The organism is Escherichia coli DSM 30083 = JCM 1649 = ATCC 11775 (genome assembly GCF_003697165.2).
Classification (GTDB): Bacteria; Pseudomonadota; Gammaproteobacteria; order Enterobacterales; family Enterobacteriaceae; genus Escherichia; species Escherichia coli.
This window is the reverse complement of the sequence record NZ_CP033092.2, coordinates 2,285,153-2,306,887: the sequence shown is the minus strand read 5'-3', so window position 1 is coordinate 2,306,887 and position 21,735 is coordinate 2,285,153. Positions and strand designations below refer to the sequence as shown.

General features: G+C 49.7%; 20 protein-coding genes, 2 pseudogenes and 1 other annotated feature. Of the genes and pseudogenes, 6 read left to right on the top strand and 16 right to left on the bottom strand.

The window, feature by feature from the left end; translation table 11 throughout:
- Positions 1–4: 4 nt before the first annotated feature.
- Entirely contained in the window at positions 5–2,383 is a 2,379-nt protein-coding gene (gene ppsA / locus EAS44_RS12220) for a phosphoenolpyruvate synthase (protein WP_000069409.1), read from the bottom strand.
- A gap of 332 nt (positions 2,384–2,715) precedes the next feature.
- Between ppsA and ppsR the strand changes: the two genes are divergently transcribed.
- The 3 genes from ppsR (at position 2,716) to hemP (ending at position 5,075) form a co-directional block, all read left to right on the top strand.
- Positions 2,716–3,549 (top strand): posphoenolpyruvate synthetase regulatory kinase/phosphorylase PpsR, encoded by an 834-nt coding sequence (ppsR, locus tag EAS44_RS12215; protein ID WP_000368046.1) that lies wholly within the window; start codon positions 2,716–2,718, stop codon positions 3,547–3,549.
- A 156-nt stretch (positions 3,550–3,705) separates the two neighbouring features.
- Complete coding sequence (gene aroH / locus EAS44_RS12210) at positions 3,706–4,752, top strand: 3-deoxy-7-phosphoheptulonate synthase AroH (protein ID WP_001082226.1); 1,047 nt, start codon at positions 3,706–3,708, stop codon at positions 4,750–4,752.
- 131 nt (positions 4,753–4,883) lie between these two features.
- Entirely contained in the window at positions 4,884–5,075 is a 192-nt protein-coding gene (gene hemP, locus EAS44_RS12205) for a hemin uptake protein HemP (protein WP_001313872.1), read from the top strand.
- A gap of 3 nt (positions 5,076–5,078) precedes the next feature.
- Here hemP and selO read toward each other — a convergent pair whose 3' ends face one another.
- From selO to thrS, 14 genes and pseudogenes are all read right to left on the bottom strand, one after another.
- Positions 5,079–6,515 (bottom strand): protein adenylyltransferase SelO, encoded by a 1,437-nt coding sequence (gene selO / locus EAS44_RS12200; RefSeq protein ID WP_000175635.1) that lies wholly within the window; start codon positions 6,513–6,515, stop codon positions 5,079–5,081.
- A 62-nt stretch (positions 6,516–6,577) separates the two neighbouring features.
- Positions 6,578–7,290, bottom strand: a pseudogene (ydiV, locus tag EAS44_RS12195) (anti-FlhDC factor).
- Between the two features lie 246 nt (positions 7,291–7,536).
- The gene (nlpC, locus tag EAS44_RS12190) at positions 7,537–8,001 is read right to left on the bottom strand and encodes a C40 family peptidase (protein ID WP_001209783.1); all 465 of its coding nucleotides are present in this window, start codon (positions 7,999–8,001) and stop codon (positions 7,537–7,539) included.
- 77 nt (positions 8,002–8,078) lie between these two features.
- A complete protein-coding gene (gene btuD, locus EAS44_RS12185) occupies positions 8,079–8,828 on the bottom strand; it encodes a vitamin B12 ABC transporter ATP-binding protein BtuD (RefSeq protein ID WP_025856325.1) in 750 nt (249 codons plus the stop codon).
- Positions 8,828–9,379 (bottom strand): bifunctional thioredoxin/glutathione peroxidase, encoded by a 552-nt coding sequence (gene btuE, locus EAS44_RS12180; RefSeq protein ID WP_001154199.1) that lies wholly within the window; start codon positions 9,377–9,379, stop codon positions 8,828–8,830. Before btuE ends, btuD begins: the two co-directional genes overlap by 1 nt.
- 61 nt (positions 9,380–9,440) lie before the next feature.
- Positions 9,441–10,421, bottom strand: a complete 981-nt coding sequence (gene btuC / locus EAS44_RS12175; RefSeq protein ID WP_000956528.1) for a vitamin B12 ABC transporter permease BtuC — start codon at positions 10,419–10,421, stop codon at positions 9,441–9,443.
- A gap of 100 nt (positions 10,422–10,521) precedes the next feature.
- Positions 10,522–10,821, bottom strand: coding sequence for an integration host factor subunit alpha (gene ihfA, locus EAS44_RS12170; protein ID WP_001229265.1), 300 nt, complete (start codon positions 10,819–10,821; stop codon positions 10,522–10,524).
- A 4-nt stretch (positions 10,822–10,825) separates the two neighbouring features.
- Positions 10,826–13,213 carry a phenylalanine--tRNA ligase subunit beta gene (pheT, locus tag EAS44_RS12165; RefSeq protein WP_000672426.1) on the bottom strand — a complete coding sequence of 796 codons (2,388 nt, stop codon included), beginning with the start codon at positions 13,211–13,213 and terminating at the stop codon, positions 10,826–10,828.
- Between the two features lie 14 nt (positions 13,214–13,227).
- A complete protein-coding gene (gene pheS / locus EAS44_RS12160; RefSeq protein ID WP_000018588.1) occupies positions 13,228–14,211 on the bottom strand; it encodes a phenylalanine--tRNA ligase subunit alpha in 984 nt (327 codons plus the stop codon).
- A gap of 209 nt (positions 14,212–14,420) precedes the next feature.
- Positions 14,421–14,545, bottom strand: a sequence feature (Phe leader region).
- Positions 14,495–14,539, bottom strand: a complete 45-nt coding sequence (gene pheM, locus EAS44_RS25120) for a pheST operon leader peptide PheM (protein ID WP_001386830.1) — start codon at positions 14,537–14,539, stop codon at positions 14,495–14,497. Its footprint overlaps the feature before it by 45 nt.
- Before the next feature lie 116 nt (positions 14,546–14,661).
- The gene (gene rplT / locus EAS44_RS12150; protein WP_000124850.1) at positions 14,662–15,018 is read right to left on the bottom strand and encodes a 50S ribosomal protein L20; all 357 of its coding nucleotides are present in this window, start codon (positions 15,016–15,018) and stop codon (positions 14,662–14,664) included.
- A gap of 52 nt (positions 15,019–15,070) precedes the next feature.
- Positions 15,071–15,268, bottom strand: a complete 198-nt coding sequence (gene rpmI / locus EAS44_RS12145; RefSeq protein ID WP_001124225.1) for a 50S ribosomal protein L35 — start codon at positions 15,266–15,268, stop codon at positions 15,071–15,073.
- A gap of 96 nt (positions 15,269–15,364) precedes the next feature.
- Positions 15,365–15,907, bottom strand: a complete 543-nt coding sequence (infC, locus tag EAS44_RS12140; protein WP_001700733.1) for a translation initiation factor IF-3 — start codon at positions 15,905–15,907, stop codon at positions 15,365–15,367.
- A 3-nt stretch (positions 15,908–15,910) separates the two neighbouring features.
- Positions 15,911–17,839, bottom strand: a complete 1,929-nt coding sequence (gene thrS / locus EAS44_RS12135) for a threonine--tRNA ligase (protein WP_001144202.1) — start codon at positions 17,837–17,839, stop codon at positions 15,911–15,913.
- A 522-nt stretch (positions 17,840–18,361) separates the two neighbouring features.
- Here thrS and EAS44_RS12130 point away from each other — a divergent pair.
- Both EAS44_RS12130 and yniD read left to right on the top strand, forming a co-directional pair.
- A pseudogene (locus tag EAS44_RS12130) lies at positions 18,362–19,392 on the top strand (ShET2/EspL2 family type III secretion system effector toxin).
- 170 nt (positions 19,393–19,562) lie between these two features.
- Positions 19,563–19,670, top strand: a complete 108-nt coding sequence (gene yniD / locus EAS44_RS12125; RefSeq protein WP_001142445.1) for a small membrane protein YniD — start codon at positions 19,563–19,565, stop codon at positions 19,668–19,670.
- Positions 19,671–19,722: 52 nt separating this feature from the next.
- Here yniD and ydiY read toward each other — a convergent pair whose 3' ends face one another.
- On the bottom strand, positions 19,723–20,481 hold the full coding sequence (gene ydiY / locus EAS44_RS12120) for a YdiY family protein (RefSeq protein WP_000771396.1): 759 nt from the start codon (positions 20,479–20,481) through the stop codon (positions 19,723–19,725).
- 285 nt (positions 20,482–20,766) lie between these two features.
- On the opposite strand from ydiY, the gene pfkB reads away from it, so the two are divergent.
- Positions 20,767–21,696: a 6-phosphofructokinase II gene (pfkB, locus tag EAS44_RS12115; RefSeq protein ID WP_000251722.1), complete on the top strand. Its 930-nt coding sequence runs from the start codon at positions 20,767–20,769 to the stop codon at positions 21,694–21,696.
- Positions 21,697–21,735: the final 39 nt, after the last annotated feature.

Genomic DNA, 21,735 nt, shown 5'->3' with positions numbered 1-21,735 from the left:
TATTTTATTTCTTCAGTTCAGCCAGGCTTAACCAGGTTTGCACCACGGTGTCCGGGTTCAGAGACAGGCTATCGATCCCCTCTTCCATCAACCATGCAGCAAAGTCTTCGTGGTCGGATGGACCCTGACCGCAAATCCCGACATATTTGCCCTGTTTCTTCGCGGCACGAATCGCCATCGACAGCAGTGCTTTCACCGCATCGTTGCGCTCATCGAACAGTTCAGACACCACGCCGGAGTCACGATCCAGACCGAGCGCCAGCTGCGTCATGTCGTTTGAGCCAATTGAGAAGCCGTCGAAATATTCCAGGAACTGCTCTGCCAGCAAGGCGTTGGACGGGATTTCACACATCATGATGATTTTCAGCCCGTTCTCACCACGTTTCAGCCCCTGACGCGCCAGTTCCTCAACCACCGCTTTCGCCTGATCAACGGTACGCACGAACGGGATCATGATCTCAACGTTAGTCAGCCCCATGTCGTTGCGCACACGTTTCACTGCTTCACACTCCAGCGCGAAGCAGTCGCGGAAGCTGTCGGAAACATAGCGGCCCGCGCCACGGAAGCCGAGCATCGGGTTCTCTTCATCTGGCTCGTAACGCTCACCACCGACCAGATTGGCATATTCGTTCGATTTAAAATCAGAAAGACGGACAATGACGCGCTTCGGATAAAACGCGGCACCCAGCGTCGCGATCCCTTCAGTCAGACGACCAACGTAAAATTCACGCGGAGAATCAAAACCTTTCATCATCTCGCGGATTTCGTTTTGCAACTGCGGTTCCTGATCGTCAAACTCAAGCAGTGCGCGTGGGTGGACGCCAATCATACGGTTGATGATAAATTCCAGACGCGCAAGGCCCACGCCTTCGTTCGGCAGGCAGGCGAAGTCGAAAGCACGGTCCGGGTTACCGACGTTCATCATCACCTTCAACGGCAGGTCCGGCATCGTTTCTACGCTGGAGCTTTTCACGCTAAATTCCAGCAACTCCGCATAGACGTAACCGGTATCACCTTCGGCACAAGAAACAGTGACGTTCTCGCCGTCTTTCATCCGTTCTGTTGCATCACCACAGCCCACTACCGCCGGAATGCCGAGTTCACGAGCGATGATCGCCGCGTGACAGGTACGACCGCCACGGTTGGTGACGATGGCAGATGCTTTCTTCATGATCGGTTCCCAGTCCGGGTCGGTCATGTCAGTAACCAGCACGTCGCCAGGTTCGATGCGGTTCATTTCGCTGATGTCATGGATGACTTTCACCGGACCCGCGCCGATGCGATGACCGATAGCACGGCCTTCGGCGATAATCTTACCCTGTGAATGCAGCGTATAACGCTCCATGACCTGACCGCGTGAGCGCACGGTTTCCGGACGCGCCTGCACAATGAACAGTTTGCCGGTGTGGCCATCTTTCGCCCACTCAATATCCATCGGGCGACCGTAGTGTTTCTCAATTTGTACGGCCTGTTTTGCCAGTTCCTGCACTTCTTCGTTGGTCAGCGAGAAGATGTCACGCTGTTCCTGCGGTACGTCTTCGATTTTAACCTGCTTGCCGTGCTCCTGGGTCGGCGCGTAAACCATGCGGATTTTTTTCGACCCCATGGTGCGGCGCACGATAGCCGGGCGATTCGCCGCAAGTGTCTGTTTATGCACATAAAACTCATCCGGATTAACCGCACCCTGCACGACCATTTCACCAAGGCCCCATGCGGAAGTGATAAACACCACCTGGTCAAAGCCGGATTCGGTATCAATGGAGAACATCACGCCAGAAGATGCGAGGTCGGAGCGCACCATCCGCTGAACACCGGCGGAGAGCGCTACGCCACGATGGTCGTAACCCTGGTGCACACGATAAGAGATGGCGCGATCGTTAAACAGAGAAGCAAATACATGCTTCACTGCCACGAGAACGGCGTCAAAACCCTGAACGTTGAGGAAAGTTTCCTGCTGACCGGCAAAAGAAGCGTCCGGCATATCTTCTGCAGTAGCGGAGGAACGCACCGCAAACGAAGCGTTTTCGTCATCGGCGGAAAGCTGTCCATAGGCTTCGCGGATGGCGTTTTCCAGCTCAGGCTGGAAGGGAGTGTCGATAATCCACTGGCGGATTTGCGCGCCCGCTTTCGCAAGCTGGGTAACATCGTCAATATCCGTTTTATCCAGCAGTTCATAAATGCGCTGGTTTACGCCGCTTTGGTCCAGAAACTGGTTAAACGCGTCGGCGGTTGTGGCGAAACCATTCGGAACGGAAACACCCATTCCGGAAAGGTTAGTAATCATTTCACCCAGGGAGGCATTTTTGCCCCCAACCCTGTCTACATCATTCATGCCGAGTTGGTTATACCAAAGCACCAGCGGTGACGAGCCATTGTTGGACATCGAACAATCCTTTTGTGATAAATGAACGGTTTGAGAAACACATTTCTGCGCATTTATCTTTGCATATTTAACCGGATGAAAAAAACGGTGAATCGTTCAAGCAAATATATTTTTTTACTTTTTAAGACTGATCCCAGCGTTGCGCAAATCTGCTCTCTTCGACAATTTCCACATAAACCATCGGTATAAACGAAACCATAAAAATGAAATGCTGTTTTCATAAAAAATAAAATTTAAGTTTCATTTTATAAACCAGACATAACGTTCTACGCTTCTGTGCGTTTTTAATTTATGCTTTCATAGAATTATGTCTGCATCACGGGAAGAACAAAATGGATAATGCTGTTGATCGCCACGTTTTTTATATTTCTGATGGTACGGCAATAACTGCGGAGGTATTAGGACACGCAGTAATGTCACAATTTCCCGTCACTATCAGCAGCATTACGCTGCCGTTTGTCGAAAATGAGAGCCGTGCACGGGCAGTGAAGGATCAGATTGACGCAATTTATCACCAGACAGGTGTGCGCCCGCTGGTCTTCTACTCCATCGTGTTGCCGGAGATTCGCGCTATCATCTTGCAAAGTGAAGGCTTTTGCCAGGATATCGTTCAGGCGCTGGTTGCCCCGCTACAACAAGAGATGAAACTGGATCCAACGCCGATTGCTCATCGTACCCATGGCCTTAACCCTAATAATCTCAATAAATATGATGCGCGCATTGCGGCGATTGATTACACCCTTGCCCACGATGACGGTATTTCGTTGCGCAATCTGGACCAGGCTCAGGTGATCCTGCTCGGTGTTTCTCGCTGTGGTAAAACCCCCACCAGTCTGTATCTGGCAATGCAATTTGGTATCCGCGCGGCAAATTACCCCTTTATTGCCGACGATATGGATAATCTGGTGCTGCCCGCGTCGCTCAAACCACTTCAGCACAAATTGTTCGGCCTGACTATCGACCCGGAACGTCTGGCGGCGATTCGCGAGGAACGTCGGGAGAACAGCCGCTATGCCTCGCTTCGTCAGTGCAGGATGGAAGTCGCGGAAGTGGAAGCGTTGTACCGTAAAAATCAGATCCCGTGGATTAACAGTACCAATTATTCGGTAGAAGAGATTGCCACCAAGATCCTCGATATCATGGGCCTTAGCCGCCGAATGTACTAGAGAACTAGTGCATTGGCTTACTTTTTTGTTATCATGCTAACCACCCGGCGAGGTGTGACACACCTCGCACTTGAAATCAGCTGCGATTGGTTTATCGTGATGCGCATCACTTCCCGGTAGTCCTGCCGTAGAAGCAACAAATTTCTGAGACTTGTAATGAACAGAACTGACGAACTCCGTACTGCGCGTATTGAGAGCCTGGTAACGCCCGCCGAACTCGCGCTACGGTATCCCGTAACGCCTGGCGTCGCCACCCATGTCACCGACTCCCGCCGTAGAATTGAAAAAATACTGAATGGTGAAGATAAGCGACTGTTGGTCATTATTGGCCCCTGCTCGATCCACGATCTCACCGCTGCGATGGAGTACGCCACCCGTCTGCAGTCGCTGCGCAACCAGTACCAGTCACGGCTGGAAATCGTAATGCGCACCTATTTTGAAAAACCACGAACGGTTGTCGGCTGGAAAGGACTCATCTCCGATCCAGATTTAAACGGTAGCTATCGGGTAAATCACGGTCTGGAGCTGGCGCGCAAATTACTTTTACAGGTAAATGAGCTGGGCGTCCCTACCGCGACTGAGTTCCTCGATATGGTGACCGGTCAGTTTATTGCTGATTTAATCAGTTGGGGCGCGATTGGCGCACGTACTACCGAAAGTCAGATCCACCGCGAAATGGCTTCGGCACTCTCCTGTCCGGTGGGTTTTAAAAATGGTACCGATGGCAACACGCGGATTGCCGTGGATGCTATCCGCGCAGCCCGCGCCAGCCATATGTTCCTCTCGCCAGACAAAAATGGTCAGATGACCATCTATCAGACCAGCGGCAACCCGTATGGCCACATTATTATGCGTGGTGGCAAAAAACCGAATTATCATGCCGATGATATCGCCGCAGCCTGCGATACGCTGCACGAGTTTGATTTACCTGAACATCTGGTGGTGGATTTCAGCCACGGTAACTGCCAGAAGCAGCACCGTCGCCAGTTAGAAGTTTGTGAGGATATTTGTCAGCAAATCCGCAATGGCTCTACGGCGATTGCTGGAATTATGGCGGAAAGTTTCCTGCGCGAAGGAACGCAAAAAATCGTCGGCGGTCAGCCGCTCACTTACGGTCAATCCATTACCGACCCGTGTCTGGGCTGGGAAGATACCGAACGCCTGGTCGAAAAACTCGCCTCTGCGGTAGATACTCGCTTCTGAATGCGTGCCCATTCCTGACGGGATGGGCATTTCTGCGCAACTTGTTGTCTTCTCAACAAATTACTACTTGCTCTGGCCCGCCATAATATTGATAATAAGAATCATTGTTATATAAATTATTATTAATTTTTATGCGTTATACGGATAGCAGAAAACTCACGCCTGAAACGGATGCCAGTCACAAGACCGCTTCCCCGCAGCCCATCCGGCGAATTACCAGCCAGACACTGTTAGGTCCGGATGGCAAACTGATTATCGATCATGACGGGCAAGAATATCTGCTCCGTAAAACTCAGGCTGGCAAGCTGCTGTTGACCAAGTAGCCTTTAACTCGAGCAGCTGACTTCCAGCCGTTTACCCCAGTCGGGTGGACGACTGACATAGTCATCATCTCTGTCGCTGAAAGGATTTCGCAACGCCTCATGCAGGCGGTGCAATTCCGTCATATCATCCTTTTCTGCCGCTTCAATCGCCCGTTGCGCCAACCAGTTGCGCAACACCAGAGCCGGGTTAACGCTTTGCATCAGTTGCTGACGCTCACTATCGGTAATCTCGTCTTGTTGCAAACGCCCCCGATAACGGGCAAACCAGTCATCAAATGCCGCACGATCAATAAACTCATCACGTAGCGGTGACGCCGCGCTGTGCTGCTCGGTCAGACTCAGCATGCGGAATGTGCGGGTATAATCGCTGCGCTCTCGCGCCATCAGACTGAATAATTCATTAAGTAGCGCGTTATCCTCTTTTTGCTCCGTCATGAAGCCCAGTTTCTGCCGCATCCGTTGTCCATAATGCGTCAACAAAACCTGCTGATAGCTGTCCAGGGCCTCATTCAGCGCATCAACGGCAACAAATGGTGACAATGTCTGCGCCAGACGCTGTAAATTCCACAACGCGACGGCAGGTTGATTATCAAAGCTGTAACGCCCTTGATGATCCGAGTGATTACAAATAAAACCGGGTTCGTAATCATCAAGAAAACCAAACGGCCCGTAATCAAGCGTCAGCCCCAGCAGCGACATGTTGTCGGTATTCATCACCCCATGAGCAAAGCCGACCGTCTGCCATTGGGCAATTAACGAGGCGGTACGTGCGACAACATCGGTAAACCAGAGACGGTATTTGTCCTCCTCATCATCAAGATGTGACCAGTAATGACGAATGGCAAAGTCAGCTAACTGACGAACCTTTTCCGGCTCGCGGCGATAGTAAAAATGTTCGAAATGACCAAAGCGCAGATGACTTGGTGCCACACGCATCAGCATCGCGCCTGACTCCACCGTTTCCCGATACACTGGCGAATCGCTGGTGACGATACTTAAAGCGCGGGTCGTCGGAATGCCCAGATAATGCATCGCCTCACTGGCGAGACTTTCTCGTATCGTCGAACGTAAAACCGCCCGTCCATCCCCCATTCGCGAATAAGGCGTCAGGCCAGCACCTTTCAGATGCCAGTCCATTGTAGTGCCATCAGCAAGCAGTTGTTCGCCGAGTAAAATGCCGCGCCCATCACCCAGTTGGCCCGCCCAGACGCCAAACTGATGACCACTGTAAACCTGCGCAAGTGGTGACATACCCGGCAGTAGGTTTTCGCCGCCCCAGACACCTGCGCCATTTTTAAACAGCGACGATGGAATACTCAGCGTGTTAGCCAGTTCGGTATTATGCCAAATCAGCCGGGCATTATTTAAAGGCGTAGGGGAAAGTGCTGTATAGGTTTCTGGCAATTCATCGCGCCAGCGGGTAATAAAAGACAGGGTCATAGATCCTCCTGTTTGATAGTGTAGACGGTTACTCTCGTCTTAAACACCAGCAAACAGGAGGGTTATCGCTGAACCAACGTCGTTATCTGATTTATAGGAACCGCAGGCCACAGGCATCCCTGGAGAGCATGGAAATCAAAGGGGATAATCTGTGCCAATATTTCTGGCGTATCAATGCCCCCGCGATGATGCAATTGCAACAAGGGGAAATTTGCGCCTGGATCGCACGAATAAACGGTTCGAAGGAACGATGCGTGATTTGTTGCTGAATAAAACTTTTATCCAGCATGACGCGGGTGAAAAGACCATCAAAAACCGCTTTCATTGTGCTATTACCTGCTCCCAAATTACCTAACACAAGGGGATACATTTGCGATAAGGATAAAAGATCGCGATTATCTTTTCCTTCATTGAAATGCGGGTAATTCTCATTAATCAACAGTTCAATAAACGGATATTTTAATAGTTCGCCTGCGAAATTATCCCTGTCTAATAATAATGTAGCCACGTGTGGCGTTAAATTAAGCCAGGCAAAGAGTTTATGTTGAATAAAAAAGTGTTGGCATGATTTTAGTAATTCCAACTGCTCTGAAAATAATTGCCAATGTTGCTCCTCGGTAAGTTGCGCTATAACCCGACTCGTCGGGATACGAACCGTACCATCTTCACTGGAGAAATGGGTAATTAACTCAACGCCGACAAGGTCTTGCTGGTTATCTCTTATCGGCAGGAAATAGCAATCAGAATGATAAAGATTCTCCAAAAAAATCTTCATGGTAACCGTCCCTCTCGAAGGATGTTTTTCAGTATCCGGCTAAAAGGGATGAGGCCATAAGACATAACAATTACAGAAGGAGTAACTTTCATTTGTTCCATGTTAACCACTTTTTCAGGGGGCCTTTTTTTAGATTATCCTGATTATAAACGAAGAATCCATTTACGGAATTTTTGTCTGCAAAATACTACTGTATTCAGGAGTAAATGGACGGCGATGTATCATCGCCGTCCATTTTTCGACATACTAGATTCGTCTCGCCTGCCAGAAATTTTTCTGCCAATAGACATTATCAAGTGAGGAACGCATCACTCCCTTGCTGGTAGAGGCGTGGATAAATTGGTTGTTGGTATCGTAAATACCTACATGCAAACCATTTTGTCCGGAACCCGTTTTGAAAAAGACCAGGTCACCTGGCAGCAACTCGTCTTTATCAATTTGCGTGCCAATAGCGGCTTGTTGTTTGGTTTCACGGGGCAGCTGCAAATCGAAACGATCACGCATCGTCACAACCACAAATCCCGAACAGTCCACACCGCGCCGCGTCATGCCACCATAACGATACGGCGTGCCATGCCAGCTTTGTAGCTGGTCGTTCAAACCGGCAATAACGGTGATCGAATCAGAAAGTCTGGCATTTGGCGGCGGTGCTTTATGGTGGCTACACCCGGCCAGAAACAGTGCTGTGATCAAAATAAGGCAGAAACGCATTCCGTACGGTTCCTCTGTTTTTTATTCTTGCATTAATTTAGCGTCGTAATTACCCGATTTTCAAGATACTAATGAAATCAGATGGTCGAAATCAGCATTCTGTGACCTTCGATATCCAGACGGCGAAAATTCATCCCATAGGCCTGCGCCAGATTTGCCGGCGTGAGCACCTCTTCTCTGCGTCCACTGGCCAGCATTTTTCCACCTTTTAGCAACCACGCCCGATGCGCATGACGCAATGTGTGGTTGAGATCGTGACTGCTCATCACAATCGCCAGTCCTTGCTGACACAGCGCGCTCAGAATTTTGTCTAAGGCACTTTGTTGCGCAACATCAAGACTGTTCATCGGCTCATCAAGAAGCAGCAATTGGCCTGCGGGATTGGCTTGTGGTGTGATTTGCAGCACCACCGCAGCAAGACGTACGCGTTGCCATTCACCGCCGGAAAGTTGATTGGTGCTACGTCCGAGTTTGTCATCAAGAGCCAGCGCCCCTGCGACATCATTCAGTAGTTCGGTACGCGTTTTATCGTGCTGATGCAGTGTCAGGTAGTGCCAGACCGGCATTGCAAACGGCGGCGTCTGCTGTTGTGAAAGATAGGCGCGATGCAGCGCGAGCTTTGTTGCAGGCCATGCTTCCAGTGGTTGCCCCGCGAACTGAATGCTTCCCTTACCGCTGGTCATTCCGGCCATTCGCGCCAGTAAGGTACTCTTACCCGCGCCATTCGGCCCCACCAGGTGCAGGATCTCCCCAGCCCGAACCTCGCCAGAAAGCGGCCCCAGGCGGGTAGATTCCGCAACATCCTGTAACTGCATCACAATAGACATTATTTTGCCAACGCCAGTTTAATGCTTTCCATCACAATGGGATCTTCCGGCGTCATATCCGGGGAAAAACGCTGGATGACCAATCCGTCCCTGCCAACTAAAAATTTCTCAAAATTCCATAAAATATCATCAGGGTACAGCGGTGCACGACCTTTGCTGACCATTCGGGCATAGAATCCGCTCTCTTCCGGCGCGACTGCAGTCGGCGCTGCGGCAATCAATTTTTGATACAGCGGATGACGTCCTTCGCCATTAACTTCAATCTTACTGAACATCGGGAACGTCACCCCCCATGTGGTGGTGCAATAAGTTTTAATCTCTTCATCGCTACCCGGTTCTTGCTCCAGAAACTGGTTACACGGGAATCCCAGCACCACAAAACCACGATCAGCCCAGGCTTTCTGAATATTCTCCAACTGCTCATATTGCGGCGTTAAGCCACACTTTGAGGCGACATTGACAATCAACAGCACATTACCGGCGTACTTCTCCAGCGTGGTCACTTTACCGTCAATATCTTTCACTACGGTCGTCAGAATGGAATCTTGCATCGTTTCTCCTGGGTGTGGTCAGTAAAAATCTTAGCTTTTAATCATAGACCGTCTTTTGCGGCTAACGTCCTGCTTTTAACAATAACCAGATAAACACCGGCGCACCCAACGTTGCGGTGACCACGCCAATTGGCAGCTCTGCGGCAGCTAATGCCAGGCGCGCTACAATATCGGCCAGCAGCAATGCGCTCGCCCCTGCCAGCGCGCAGCCGGGAAGTAATACGCGATGATCGGTTAAACCACACAGCCGGAGAATATGTGGGATCACCAGACCAATAAAGCCGATAGCACCCGCCAGCGCCACACTGACGCCAACCATCCAGCCGGTCGCTGCCACCAACACATTGCGCCAGAACCACAGGGGTAAACCCAGTTGCCGCGCCGAGATCTCGCCAAGTGCTAACATATTCATTGGCCTGGACTGACAACAGATCCACAACAACACGGGGATCAATGCCAGCATCAGCCAGCTTTGCCGCCAGTCTACGCCGCCAAAACCGCCCATCATCCAGTACATCAGCTGACGTAAATCAACAGAGGTGGAAAAGTAGATAGCCCACGTCATTAGTGCGCTACAGATAATCCCTAATGCAACGCCAGCCAGCAATAACCGACTGGTCGAAAGATGACGACGGGCGAAACGTAAGAGTATTAAAGTGATGATAAGCGCGCCAGCAATCGCACACAGCCCTAGCGCCCAGTTGGGGAGTTGCCCTTGCCCAAGCAATACCGCGGCGATAAGCCCCACGCCTGCGCCGTTAGAGACGCCAAGTAGTCCAGGTTCTGCCAGAGGATTTTCGAACAACGCCTGCATTACAGCGCCGGATATAGCCAGCGCCGCACCAACCAGCAATACAGCCAGCGTACGTGGCAGGCGAATTTGCCAGACGAACAGTTCGCCACGAGGAGTAAACCAGTCACCTGGCGAGATCCATTGTTCACCGGCGCAAAGGCTTAAGAGAAGCGCCAGCAGCATCAAAACTGACAGGCATAATAACCAGCGAATATTTTGTCGCTGTTGTTGGCGGGCAAGTGTCAGCATGGTATCCGTTCTGCTGAAGTGTCATGGCGTTGATTTTACGGTGACTCTTCGACAGTGAAAAGAAAAAAGGCCGCAGAGCGGCCTTTTTAGTTAGATCAGATTACTCGTCTTTGGGCGAAGCGTTTTCGACCCGGCTTTTTAACTTCTGCCCGGGTCTGAAGGTCACCACGCGCCGTGCTGTAATGGGAATATCCTCGCCCGTTTTCGGGTTACGTCCCGGGCGTTGATTCTTATCACGCAGATCGAAGTTACCAAAACCAGAGAGTTTCACCTGTTCGCCGTTTTCCAGAGCGCGACGGATCTCTTCGAAAAACAGTTCAACCAGTTCTTTGGCATCCCGCTTGCTAAGCCCAAGCTTATCAAACAGATATTCTGACATTTCAGCTTTTGTAAGCGCCATAGGTTCAATCCCTCAATGATGCCTGGAATCGCTCTTTTAATGCCTCTACACATTTGGCGACGGTAGCGGCAATCTCCTCTTCTTCGAGTGTACGGCTGGTATCTTGCAGGATCAGGCTTATGGCGAGGCTCTTATACCCCTCCGCAACACCCTTACCGCGGTACACGTCAAATAAGTTTACGCCAACTACCTGATTTACGCCAACTTTCTTACATTCGGATAAAATATCCGCTGCGGGAACGTTTTCTGCGACCACCACCGCGATGTCACGACGGTTCGCCGGGAAGCGAGAAATCTCGCGCGCCTGAGGCACCACGCGGTCTGCGAGCTTATTCCACTCCAGTTCGAACACCAGAGTGCGACCGTTAAGATCCAGTTTACGTTCCAGTTCAGGATGAACAACCCCAACAAAACCAATACGTTCACCTTTCAGATAAATCGCTGCGGATTGCCCCGGATGCAGTGCCGGATTCGCTTCTGCACGGAACTCAACCTCATTCAGTTTACCGGTCAGGTCGAGAACGGATTCAAGATCGCCTTTCAAATCATAGAAATCAACGGTCTCTTTTGCCAGGTTCCAGTGCTCTTCGTAACGGTTACCGCAAATCACACCGGCTAACATCAGATCCTGACGAATACCCAACGGTGCCTGAGTATCTGGCACGAAACGCAGACCGCTTTCGAAAATGCGTACACGATTCTGCTGACGGTTCTGGTTGTACACCACGGTTGCCAGCAGGCCGGTCCACAGGGAAAGACGCATTGCTGACATTTCAACAGAGATCGGGCTTGGCAGCAGTAAGGCTTCAACGCCTGGATGGATCATCTGCTGCACTTTCGGGTCAACGAAGCTGTAGGTGATCACTTCCTGATAGCCTTTGTCGTTGAGCAGCGTTTTTACGCGCTTGAGCGACAGGTCAGCTTCACGGTGAGTCCCCATAATCAGGCTTGCCTGTACCGGCTCATCCGGGATGTTGTTGTAGCCGTAAACACGCGCGACTTCTTCGACCAGATCTTCTTCAATCTCCATGTCGAAACGCCAGCTCGGCGCAACTGCCTGCCACTCGTCTTTGCCTTCGGTCACTTCGCAGCCGAGACGACGCAGAATGTCTGTTACCTGCTCATCAGCAATATGATGGCCGATCAGGCGATCCAGTTTGCTACGACGTAAAGTGATGGTTGCACGCTTCGGCAGCGTTGCTTCGTTAGTGATATCAATTACCGGACCCGCTTCACCACCGCAGATGTCGATCAGCAGACGGGTCGCACGTTCCATCGCTTTGTGCTGCAGTGCCGGATCAACGCCACGCTCATAACGGTGAGACGCATCAGTATGCAGGCCATGACGACGAGCACGACCGGTGATAGACAGCGGGCTGAAGAAAGCGCATTCCAGCAGAACGTTTTGCGTTTCGTCATTCACGCCAGAGTGTTCGCCACCAAATATGCCGCCCATCGCCAGCGCCTTGTTGTGGTCGGCGATGACCAGGGTGTCAGCATCCAGCTTCGCTTCAGTGCCGTCGAGCAACACCAGCGTTTCGCCCTCTTTCGCCATCCGCACCACAATGCCGCCTTCAATGCGATCTTTATCGAAAGCGTGCATTGGCTGGCCCAGTTCGAGCAGCACATAGTTGGTGACGTCAACAACTGCATCGATAGAACGGATCCCGCAACGACGCAGTTTTTCTTTCATCCACAGCGGAGTTGGCGCTTTAACGTTAATGCCTTTTACCACACGGCCAAGATAGCGCGGGCAGGCATCCGGCGCTTCTACTGCAATCGGCAGCGTGTCGTCGATGGTCGCACCAACCGGAACGATTTCCGGTTCAACCAGCGGCAGCTGGTTCGACACGGCAACGTCGCGCGCAACACCAATGATACCTAAGCAGTCGGCACGGTTTGGTGTCACGCTGATTTCGATGGTGTTGTCATCGAGTTTCAGGTATTCGCGGATGTCGGTGCCAATCGGCGCATCCGCAGGCAGCTCGATAATGCCGTTATGATCGTCAGAAATTCCCAGCTCAGAGAAGGAGCACAGCATCCCTTCAGACGGTTCGCCACGCAGTTTCGCGGCTTTAATTTTGAAATCACCCGGCAGAACAGCACCAATGGTCGCTACCGCCACACGCAGGCCCTGACGGCAGTTTGGCGCACCGCAGACGATGTCCAGCAGGCGATCGCCGCCGACATTCACTTTTGTCACACGCAGTTTGTCAGCGTTCGGATGCTGCGCACACTCAACCACTTCACCAACGACCACGCCGTGGAAGCTACCGGCAACCGGTTCTACACCATCAACTTCCAGGCCCGCCATCGTGATTTGATTTGCCAGCGCGTCGCTATCAATCGCCGGGTTCACCCATCCGCGTAACCACAGTTCACTGAATTTCATAATCTATTCCTGCCTTATTTAAACTGTTTGAGGAAACGCAGATCGTTTTCGAAGAATGAACGCAGGTCGGTGACGCCGTAACGCAACATGGTCAGACGCTCCATCCCCATCCCGAAGGCAAAACCAGAGTAAACTTCCGGGTCGATGCCAACGTTACGCAGCACGTTCGGATGCACCATCCCGCAGCCCAGTACTTCCAGCCATTTACCGTTTTTCCCCATGACGTCCACTTCTGCAGAAGGTTCGGTAAACGGGAAGTAGGAAGGACGGAAGCGGATCTGCAAATCTTCCTCAAAGAAGTTACGCAGGAAGTCGTGCAGCGTGCCTTTCAGGTTGGTAAAGCTGATGTTGGTATCAACAATCAGACCTTCCATCTGATGGAACATCGGCGTGTGAGTCTGGTCGTAGTCGTTACGATAAACGCGGCCAGGCGCGATGATACGAATCGGTGGCTGCTGGGCTTTCATGGTGCGGATCTGTACGCCAGAGGTCTGGGTACGCAGCAGGCGGGTAGCGTCAAACCAGAAAGTGTCGTGGTCAGCGCGCGCCGGGTGGTGACCAGGAATGTTCAGAGCATCGAAGTTATGATAATCGTCTTCGATTTCCGGCCCGGTTGCCACGGTAAAGCCAAGCTCACCGAAGAAACTTTCGATACGGTCGATGGTACGGGTCACCGGATGCAGCCCACCGTTTTCAATGCGACGACCCGGCAGGGAGACATCAATCGTTTCCGCCGCCAGACGCGCATTCAGTGCGGCGCTTTCCAGTTCCGCTTTACGCGCATTCAGCGCCTGCTGAACCTGCTCTTTCGCTTCGTTGATAACCGCACCAGCTGCCGGACGCTCTTCTGGCGGCAGCTCACGCAGGGTCGTCATCTGAAGGGTTAAGTGCCCTTTTTTACCCAAATATTCGACGCGCACATTATCTAACGCGGCAACATCTGACGCCTGGCTAATGGCCGCCTTCGCACTGGCAACCAGTTCTGCGAGATGTGACATGTTTTTCCTCATTGTGTCAGTGGTGACACTGGTTCGTTGGACTTAGAGCCCATCCCATCAGGCTATTTTACTTGCCATTTTGGTCCCGGGCAGTGCTCGAAATCCTCACGTACTTAAGTACGCTCCGGTTTCTCCGCGCTGGCCGTGTCCAGACTGGCTGCGACAATTACGCCTGATGAGACAGGCTTTTTATTTTTCAAAACGCGCATACAAAAAAAGCCTCCACTGGGAGGCTTTCAGGCGCTGTTTTCCGTTTCTCTTCTCACGCGCTAGCCTCCTGGAGTCAGGTGCTAAAGTAAAAAAAGAAGCGGAAAATAGCAGCATTCATTGCTTGCGTTACCTTTTGGTACTCTTCAAAAGACCTTTATTGAAAAGGCTACGGCGATAAAAGTCAATGTTTTGATGGCGTTGAAACGAAAAGAGGGAGACTAGCTCCCTCTTTCAACTGGCTTATGCCAGAGCTGCTTTCGCTTTTTCAACCAGAGCGGTGAACGCTACTTTGTCGAATACTGCGATATCAGCCAGGATCTTACGGTCGATTTCAACAGAGGCTTTTTTCAGGCCATTGATGAATTTGCTGTAAGAAATACCGTTCTGACGTGCTGCTGCGTTGATACGCGCAATCCACAGTTGACGGAACTGACGCTTACGTTGACGACGGTCGCGGTAAGCATACTGACCAGCTTTGATAACAGCCTGGAAGGCAACGCGGTATACGCGAGAACGCGCACCGTAGTAGCCTTTAGCTTGTTTCAAAATTTTCTTGTGACGTGCGCGTGCAATAACACCACGTTTTACGCGAGCCATATGTGCTCTCCTGTATCTATATTCTAATTAAAAAGTTAAAAACGTTAACGGCTTATGCGTACGGCAGGCACGCGATTACCAGGCCCAGATCGCCTTTGGAAACCATGGCTTTCGGACGCAGGTGACGTTTACGTTTGGTCGCTTTTTTGGTCAGAATGTGACGCAGGTTAGCGTGCTTGTGCTTAAAACCACCTTTACCGGTTTTTTTGAAGCGCTTAGCAGCACCGCGTACGGTCTTAATTTTTGGCATTTTAATAACTTCCACTTCGCATTGTTAATAAACGAAACAAAGGCGAACAATGCCTGTGAAGCCCAAAGGCTCCACAGACAGTGCTACTTGAAGGCCTTACTGTTTCTTCTTAGGAGCGAGCACCATGATCATCTGGCGGCCTTCGATCTTCGTTGGGAAGGATTCGACCACTGCCAGTTCTTGCAAATCGTCTTTCACGCGATTAAGCACTTCCATACCGATTTGCTGGTGCGCCATCTCACGACCGCGGAAACGCAGCGTGATTTTGGCTTTATCACCCTCTTCGAGAAAGCGAATCAGGCTGCGGAGTTTTACCTGATAGTCGCCTTCATCTGTACCAGGACGGAATTTAATTTCCTTAACCTGGATAACTTTTTGCTTTTTCTTCTGTTCCTTAGAAGACTTGCTCTTTTCATAGAGGAATTTGCCGTAATCCATTATACGACAAACCGGCGGCTCGGCGTTAGGGCTGATCTCGACTAAGTCTACTCCGGCTTCTTCTGCTTTCTCCAGAGCTTCTCTCAGACTCACAATACCAAGCTGCTCGCCTTCCAGACCTGTTAAGCGAACTTCCTGGGCGCGAATTTCGCCATTGATACGGTTAGGGCGCGCCGTTTGAACTCGTTTTCCGCCTTTAATACCTTATTCCTCCAATTGTTTAAGACTGCGGCTGCGAATCTCTTGTTGCAGCTTCTCGATCACTTCATTTACGTCCATGCTTCCCAGGTCTTTACCACGGCGGGTGCGAACGGCAACTTTGCCTGATTCCACCTCTTTATCACCACAGACCAGCATATATGGGACGCGACGCAAAGTGTGCTCGCGGATTTTAAAGCCAATCTTCTCATTTCTCAAGTCTGCTTTAACACGAATGCCCGCATTTGATAGTTTTTGCGTCAGTTCGTTAACGTATTCAGACTGAGAATCGGTAATATTCATGATAACAACCTGAACTGGCGCAAGCCAAGTCGGGAAGAAACCAGCAAATTCTTCGGTCAGGATACCGATGAAACGTTCCATCGACCCCAGAATTGCGCGGTGAATCATTACCGGTACTTTACGTTCATTGTCTTCGCCTACATAAGAAGCGCTCAGACGAGAAGGCAAAGAGAAGTCCAGCTGTACTGTACCGCACTGCCATGCACGATCGAGGCAGTCATACAGGGTAAATTCAATTTTCGGACCGTAGAAAGCGCCTTCACCCAGTTGATATTCAAACGGGATGTTGTTTTCTTCCAGCGCAACCGCCAGGTCCGCCTCAGCACGATCCCACATTTCGTCGCTGCCAATACGTTTTTCAGGACGAGTGGAGAGTTTGACGACGATCTTCTCGAAGCCAAAAGTGCTGTACATATCATAGACTAAACGGATACATCCGTTAACTTCATCGCGAATTTGTTCTTCAGTACAGAAAATATGCGCGTCATCCTGGGTAAAACCACGCACGCGCATCAGGCCATGCAGCGAACCTGACGGCTCGTTACGGTGGCAGCTACCAAACTCGGCCATACGCAGCGGCAGATCGCGATAAGACTTCAGCCCCTGGTTGAAAATTTGTACGTGCCCCGGGCAGTTCATCGGCTTAATGCAGTATTCACGGTTCTCAGAAGACGTGGTGAACATTGCATCTTTGTAGTTGTCCCAGTGACCGGTTTTTTCCCACAGGACACGGTCCATCATGAACGGACCTTTAACTTCCTGATACTGGTACTCTTTCAGTTTAGAACGAACAAACACTTCCAGTTCACGGAAGATGGTCCAGCCGTCGTTGTGCCAGAATACCATACCCGGCGCTTCTTCCTGCATATGGTACAGGTCGAGCTGTTTACCGATTTTACGGTGGTCGCGTTTCGCGGCTTCTTCCAGGCGTTGCAGGTAAGCGTTAAGCGCTTTTTTGTCTGCCCACGCCGTACCGTAAATACGTTGCAACATTTTGTTATTGCTGTCGCCACGCCAGTAAGCCCCTGCCGTTTTCATTAGTTTGAAATGATGGCAGAAACGCATGTTCGGTACGTGCGGACCGCGGCACATATCGACATATTCTTCATGGAAGTACAGACCTGGCTTGTCATCATGGGCGATGTTTTCGTCAAGAATGGAGACTTTGTAGCTCTCCCCACGGTTGGCGAAAGTTTCACGCGCTTCATGCCAGCTGACTTTCTTCTTAATGACGTCGTAGTTTTTCTCAGCAAGCTCATGCATCCGCTTCTCGAGTGCTTCGACATCTTCCTGGGTTAACGTGCGGTCAAGATCAACGTCGTAATAAAAACCGTTGTCAATAACCGGGCCGATTGCCATTTTGGTATGCGGCCAAAGTTGTTTAATCGCGTGCCCTAACAGGTGCGCACAGGAGTGACGAATGATCTCCAGACCTTCTTCGTCTTTGGCAGTAATGATCGACAGTTGTGCGTCGTTTTCAATCAGATCGCAAGCATCAACCAGTTCGCCATTAACGCGCCCTGCGATACAGGCTTTCGCCAGACCTGGACCAATGTCCAGCGCAACATCCATGGGGCTTACAGCGTGGTCGTAATGGCGTTGGCTGCCATCAGGAAGAGTTATAACAGGCATTTTATATCCTTATTTGCAGTGGTGACCCACACGAAAGATCACATACAAAGAAAAATTTGTTTATTAACAGTTCATTGCGAAACCATCTAGCCAACAAATGCTAAATTGGTCCGCAATCAGGTACACAAATGAAAGACATTAACCTCTCACCTTCCACCCGGTTGAACGATGTTAACACTAAAAAAAGGGAGATTGTACCTTTCCGTTTCACATTGATTCGATTCGCAATTCGTTTGTAGTGAGTACACCAGCAAAACGCTTAAAGAACCACTGATAACATCACAGAGTGTCTGAAAGGTTTACTACGAGCGGATTTACAGCAGCATAAACTGAATCCAGCAAAGTTCGTTGCGTGATTTGGCGGTAGTATTTAAACGATCATGAGATTAATGACGAAGTAGTCATATCGCAATGATAAAAGTGACACAATTCTTATAGCAATTTTTCGTGCGCATTTCGTTCTGGCGATAATAATCAATCATCATCCTCAAAATCTCCAGACATATATAAGGCGAATAGATTATGAGTAAAAACGATATCATTATCAGAACTCATTATGAGTCTCCTCTTAGAATGCACATCGATAGCGACATACTAACGCCTTCATCAGAGCCTATTAATCAATTTGCGCGCCAGCTCATCACCCTACTTGATACCTCTGATTTAAGTTCGATGCTGTCATACTGTGTTACTCAGGAATTTACCGCAAGCTGTCGAAAAATATCACACAATTGTTATACCACTGCCCTTTTTATCATTAGCTTTACCACTTCACCCATCCATGCAGAAAATACACTTATTACATTACACTATAAAAAAGAAATCATTTCCTTATTTCTGGAAACCACGCCTATTAAAGCTAACCATTTGCGAAGCATACTGGATTATATTGAACAGGAACAGTTAACTGCCGAAAAACGTAACCATTGCATGAAACTGTCCAAAAAAAATTCATAGAGAAAAAACCATACAGCCAACAGTAAATCTCAATGATAGTGCATTTTTTTGCAATCTCCTTCTGACACTATTTTTTGTCGCCATCTGTCATTAAAATACGCCCTTGATTCATTGAGAAATGGAAAAGGCAAAGTCAACCTGATTAAACATTACTCCTCCATTGAATCCATACAGCAGCATGTTCCCTTAGTCCGGGACGCGGAATTCAGAGCATTACTTCGCCATCCTCTTGCAAGGAGTCGCGTTATCGCGAGTCAGGATTTTGGCTTTGCTTTAGATATTTTCTTCTGTCGAATGATGGCAAACAATGTCAGTCATATGTCCGCGATTTTATATATAGACAATCATACTTTGTCAGTAAGTAAAGATGTCGTGTTATCTTATATATCAACGTTGGGTACTTTTGAAAAAAATATTCTTTTAGCCAACGTCAGTTATTTACACTGTTGGCCGCTAAAAATCATGACAACATGTCAGCTGTTCATATAGCCATTCATCATAATCATCATAAAACTGTAGAAACATATTATGCTGCTATAAATGTAATCAGCCAAAGCCTGAGTTTTAGTGCTGATGAACTAAAGACGTATTTATAACCCGCTATTTATGATATTTGTATATCGATACATAATTTTTTTCATAAAATGCAGAAACAGTGACCAGGTGTACAACGCCACCCGACGACTGTAATAACAAAAAATCCCTTGATGCCTGTCCCTTTTGTTACACTCCGTTATCACGCACAAGAGATATGCAGGACACTGGTATGCCGACTAAACGCTTTGATAAAAAACACTGGAAGATGGTGGTGGTGCTACTGGCAATCTGTGGCGCTATGTTGTTGCTACGTTGGGCAGCAATGATTTGGGGCTGAGCAGTGACAAACGAAAACAGCCAGACCGCATAACACGGTCCGGCAGATAATTTTACATGCTGTAACCCAACGATAAGGTTGTCCGACGATCGGTATGTTCCGGTGCAGACTCTGGAGGTTCAGAGTTCCATGTGACGTTGTAAGCCACCTTCAGTCCAAAATGTTCATTAATAGCAACATTTAATGCGCTTTCGGAGTTCAGCGTTGTGTCTTCCGCGCCGAAGACCGAAACACCCTGCGTAAATTTAGCGTTGTCAGTCAACTGCCATGCATAAGCCCCGGAGGCATAGCCCAGCGGCTGGGTTTCACTGGCATTGTCGGTATATTTGTCGTAACGCACACCTGGGCCGAATTCAAAGCGGAAACTGTGTACTGGGCCATTCAAAAACTGGCGACCATAACCCGCGGTCAACACATCGCGCTCTCGATAGCCGTTATAACGGTCTGTCAGCCAGCTTGCCTGCCCAAATAAATAGTCATAATCAGTTAAATTAAAACGGCTACGCCCGCCCGCCGCATATTTTTCTGAAGAACGCTCATCATTAGAAGAAGTATTACTGGCGTTCCCCCACAGCGACCAGGCAGTGGTTTGTCCATACCAGGTCATGGTGGTGTCAGCCGTAAGTGAGGAGCTTTTCGTATTGCCTGATTGTGCAAGATATCCTGCGTTCAGATTACCTTCGAAAGGTTTTTTAGCGCTGGCAGGATCGTCCATGACAGTAAAAACGGAATCATCGGCAGCTGCATTCAGTGACGCAAACATGCCCCCCGCCAACATAACGATGGCAGGAACTGTCTTCAAAAGCTTCATTTATCAAGAGTCCGTACAACAAAAAAAGAGACCATCGCGGTCCCGGAAACTTTCTTAAGGATAAAGATTAGCGTCCCTGGAAAGGTAACGAATTATAAAAAGGCGCGAATAACTTAGCAATGTATTCTTATTTCATTTTTTGAATAAGCATGTGGCGAAAACAGATTTTTATTTATATATATTTATCTGCAAAATTTTAAGTAAAGCTCCAATAAATCATATTGTTAATTTCTTCACTTTCCGCTGATTCGGTGCCAGACTGAAATCAGCCTATAGGAGGAAATGATGGTACGTATCTATACGTTGACACTTGCGCCCTCACTCGATAGCGCAACAATTACCCCGCAAATTTATCCCGAAGGAAAACTGCGCTGTACCGCACCGGTATTCGAACCCGGAGGCGGCGGCATCAACGTCGCCCGCGCCATTGCCCATCTTGGAGGCAGTGCCACAGCGATCTTCCCGGCGGGTGGTGCGACCGGCGAACATCTGGTTTCACTGTTGGCAGATGAAAATGTCCCCGTCGCTACTGTAGAAGCCAAAGACTGGACCCGGCAGAATTTACACGTACATGTGGAAGCAAGCGGTGAGCAGTATCGTTTTGTTATGCCAGGCGCGGCATTAAATGAAGATGAGTTTCGCCAGCTTGAAGAGCAAGTTCTGGAAATTGAATCCGGGGCCATTCTGGTCATAAGCGGAAGCCTGCCGCCAGGTGTGAAGCTGGAAAAATTAACCCAACTGATTTCCGCTGCGCAAAAACAAGGGATCCGCTGCATCATCGACAGTTCTGGCGAAGCGTTAAGTGCAGCACTGGCGATTGGTAACATCGAGTTGGTTAAGCCTAACCAAAAAGAACTCAGTGCGCTGGTGAATCGCGAACTCACCCAGCCAGACGATGTCCGCAAAGCCGCGCAGGAAATTGTTAATAGCGGCAAGGCCAAACGGGTTGTCGTTTCCCTGGGTCCACAAGGGGCGTTGGGCGTTGATAGTGAAAACTGCATTCAGGTGGTGCCACCACCGGTAAAAAGCCAGAGTACCGTTGGCGCTGGTGACAGCATGGTCGGCGCGATGACACTGAAACTGGCAGAAAATGCCTCTCTTGAAGAGATGGTCCGTTTTGGCGTAGCTGCGGGGAGTGCAGCCACACTCAATCAGGGAACACGCCTGTGCTCCCATGACGATACGCAAAAAATTTACGCTTACCTTTCCCGCTAACAAAAACATTCCCCCTGCATTGGGGGAATCACCACCAAC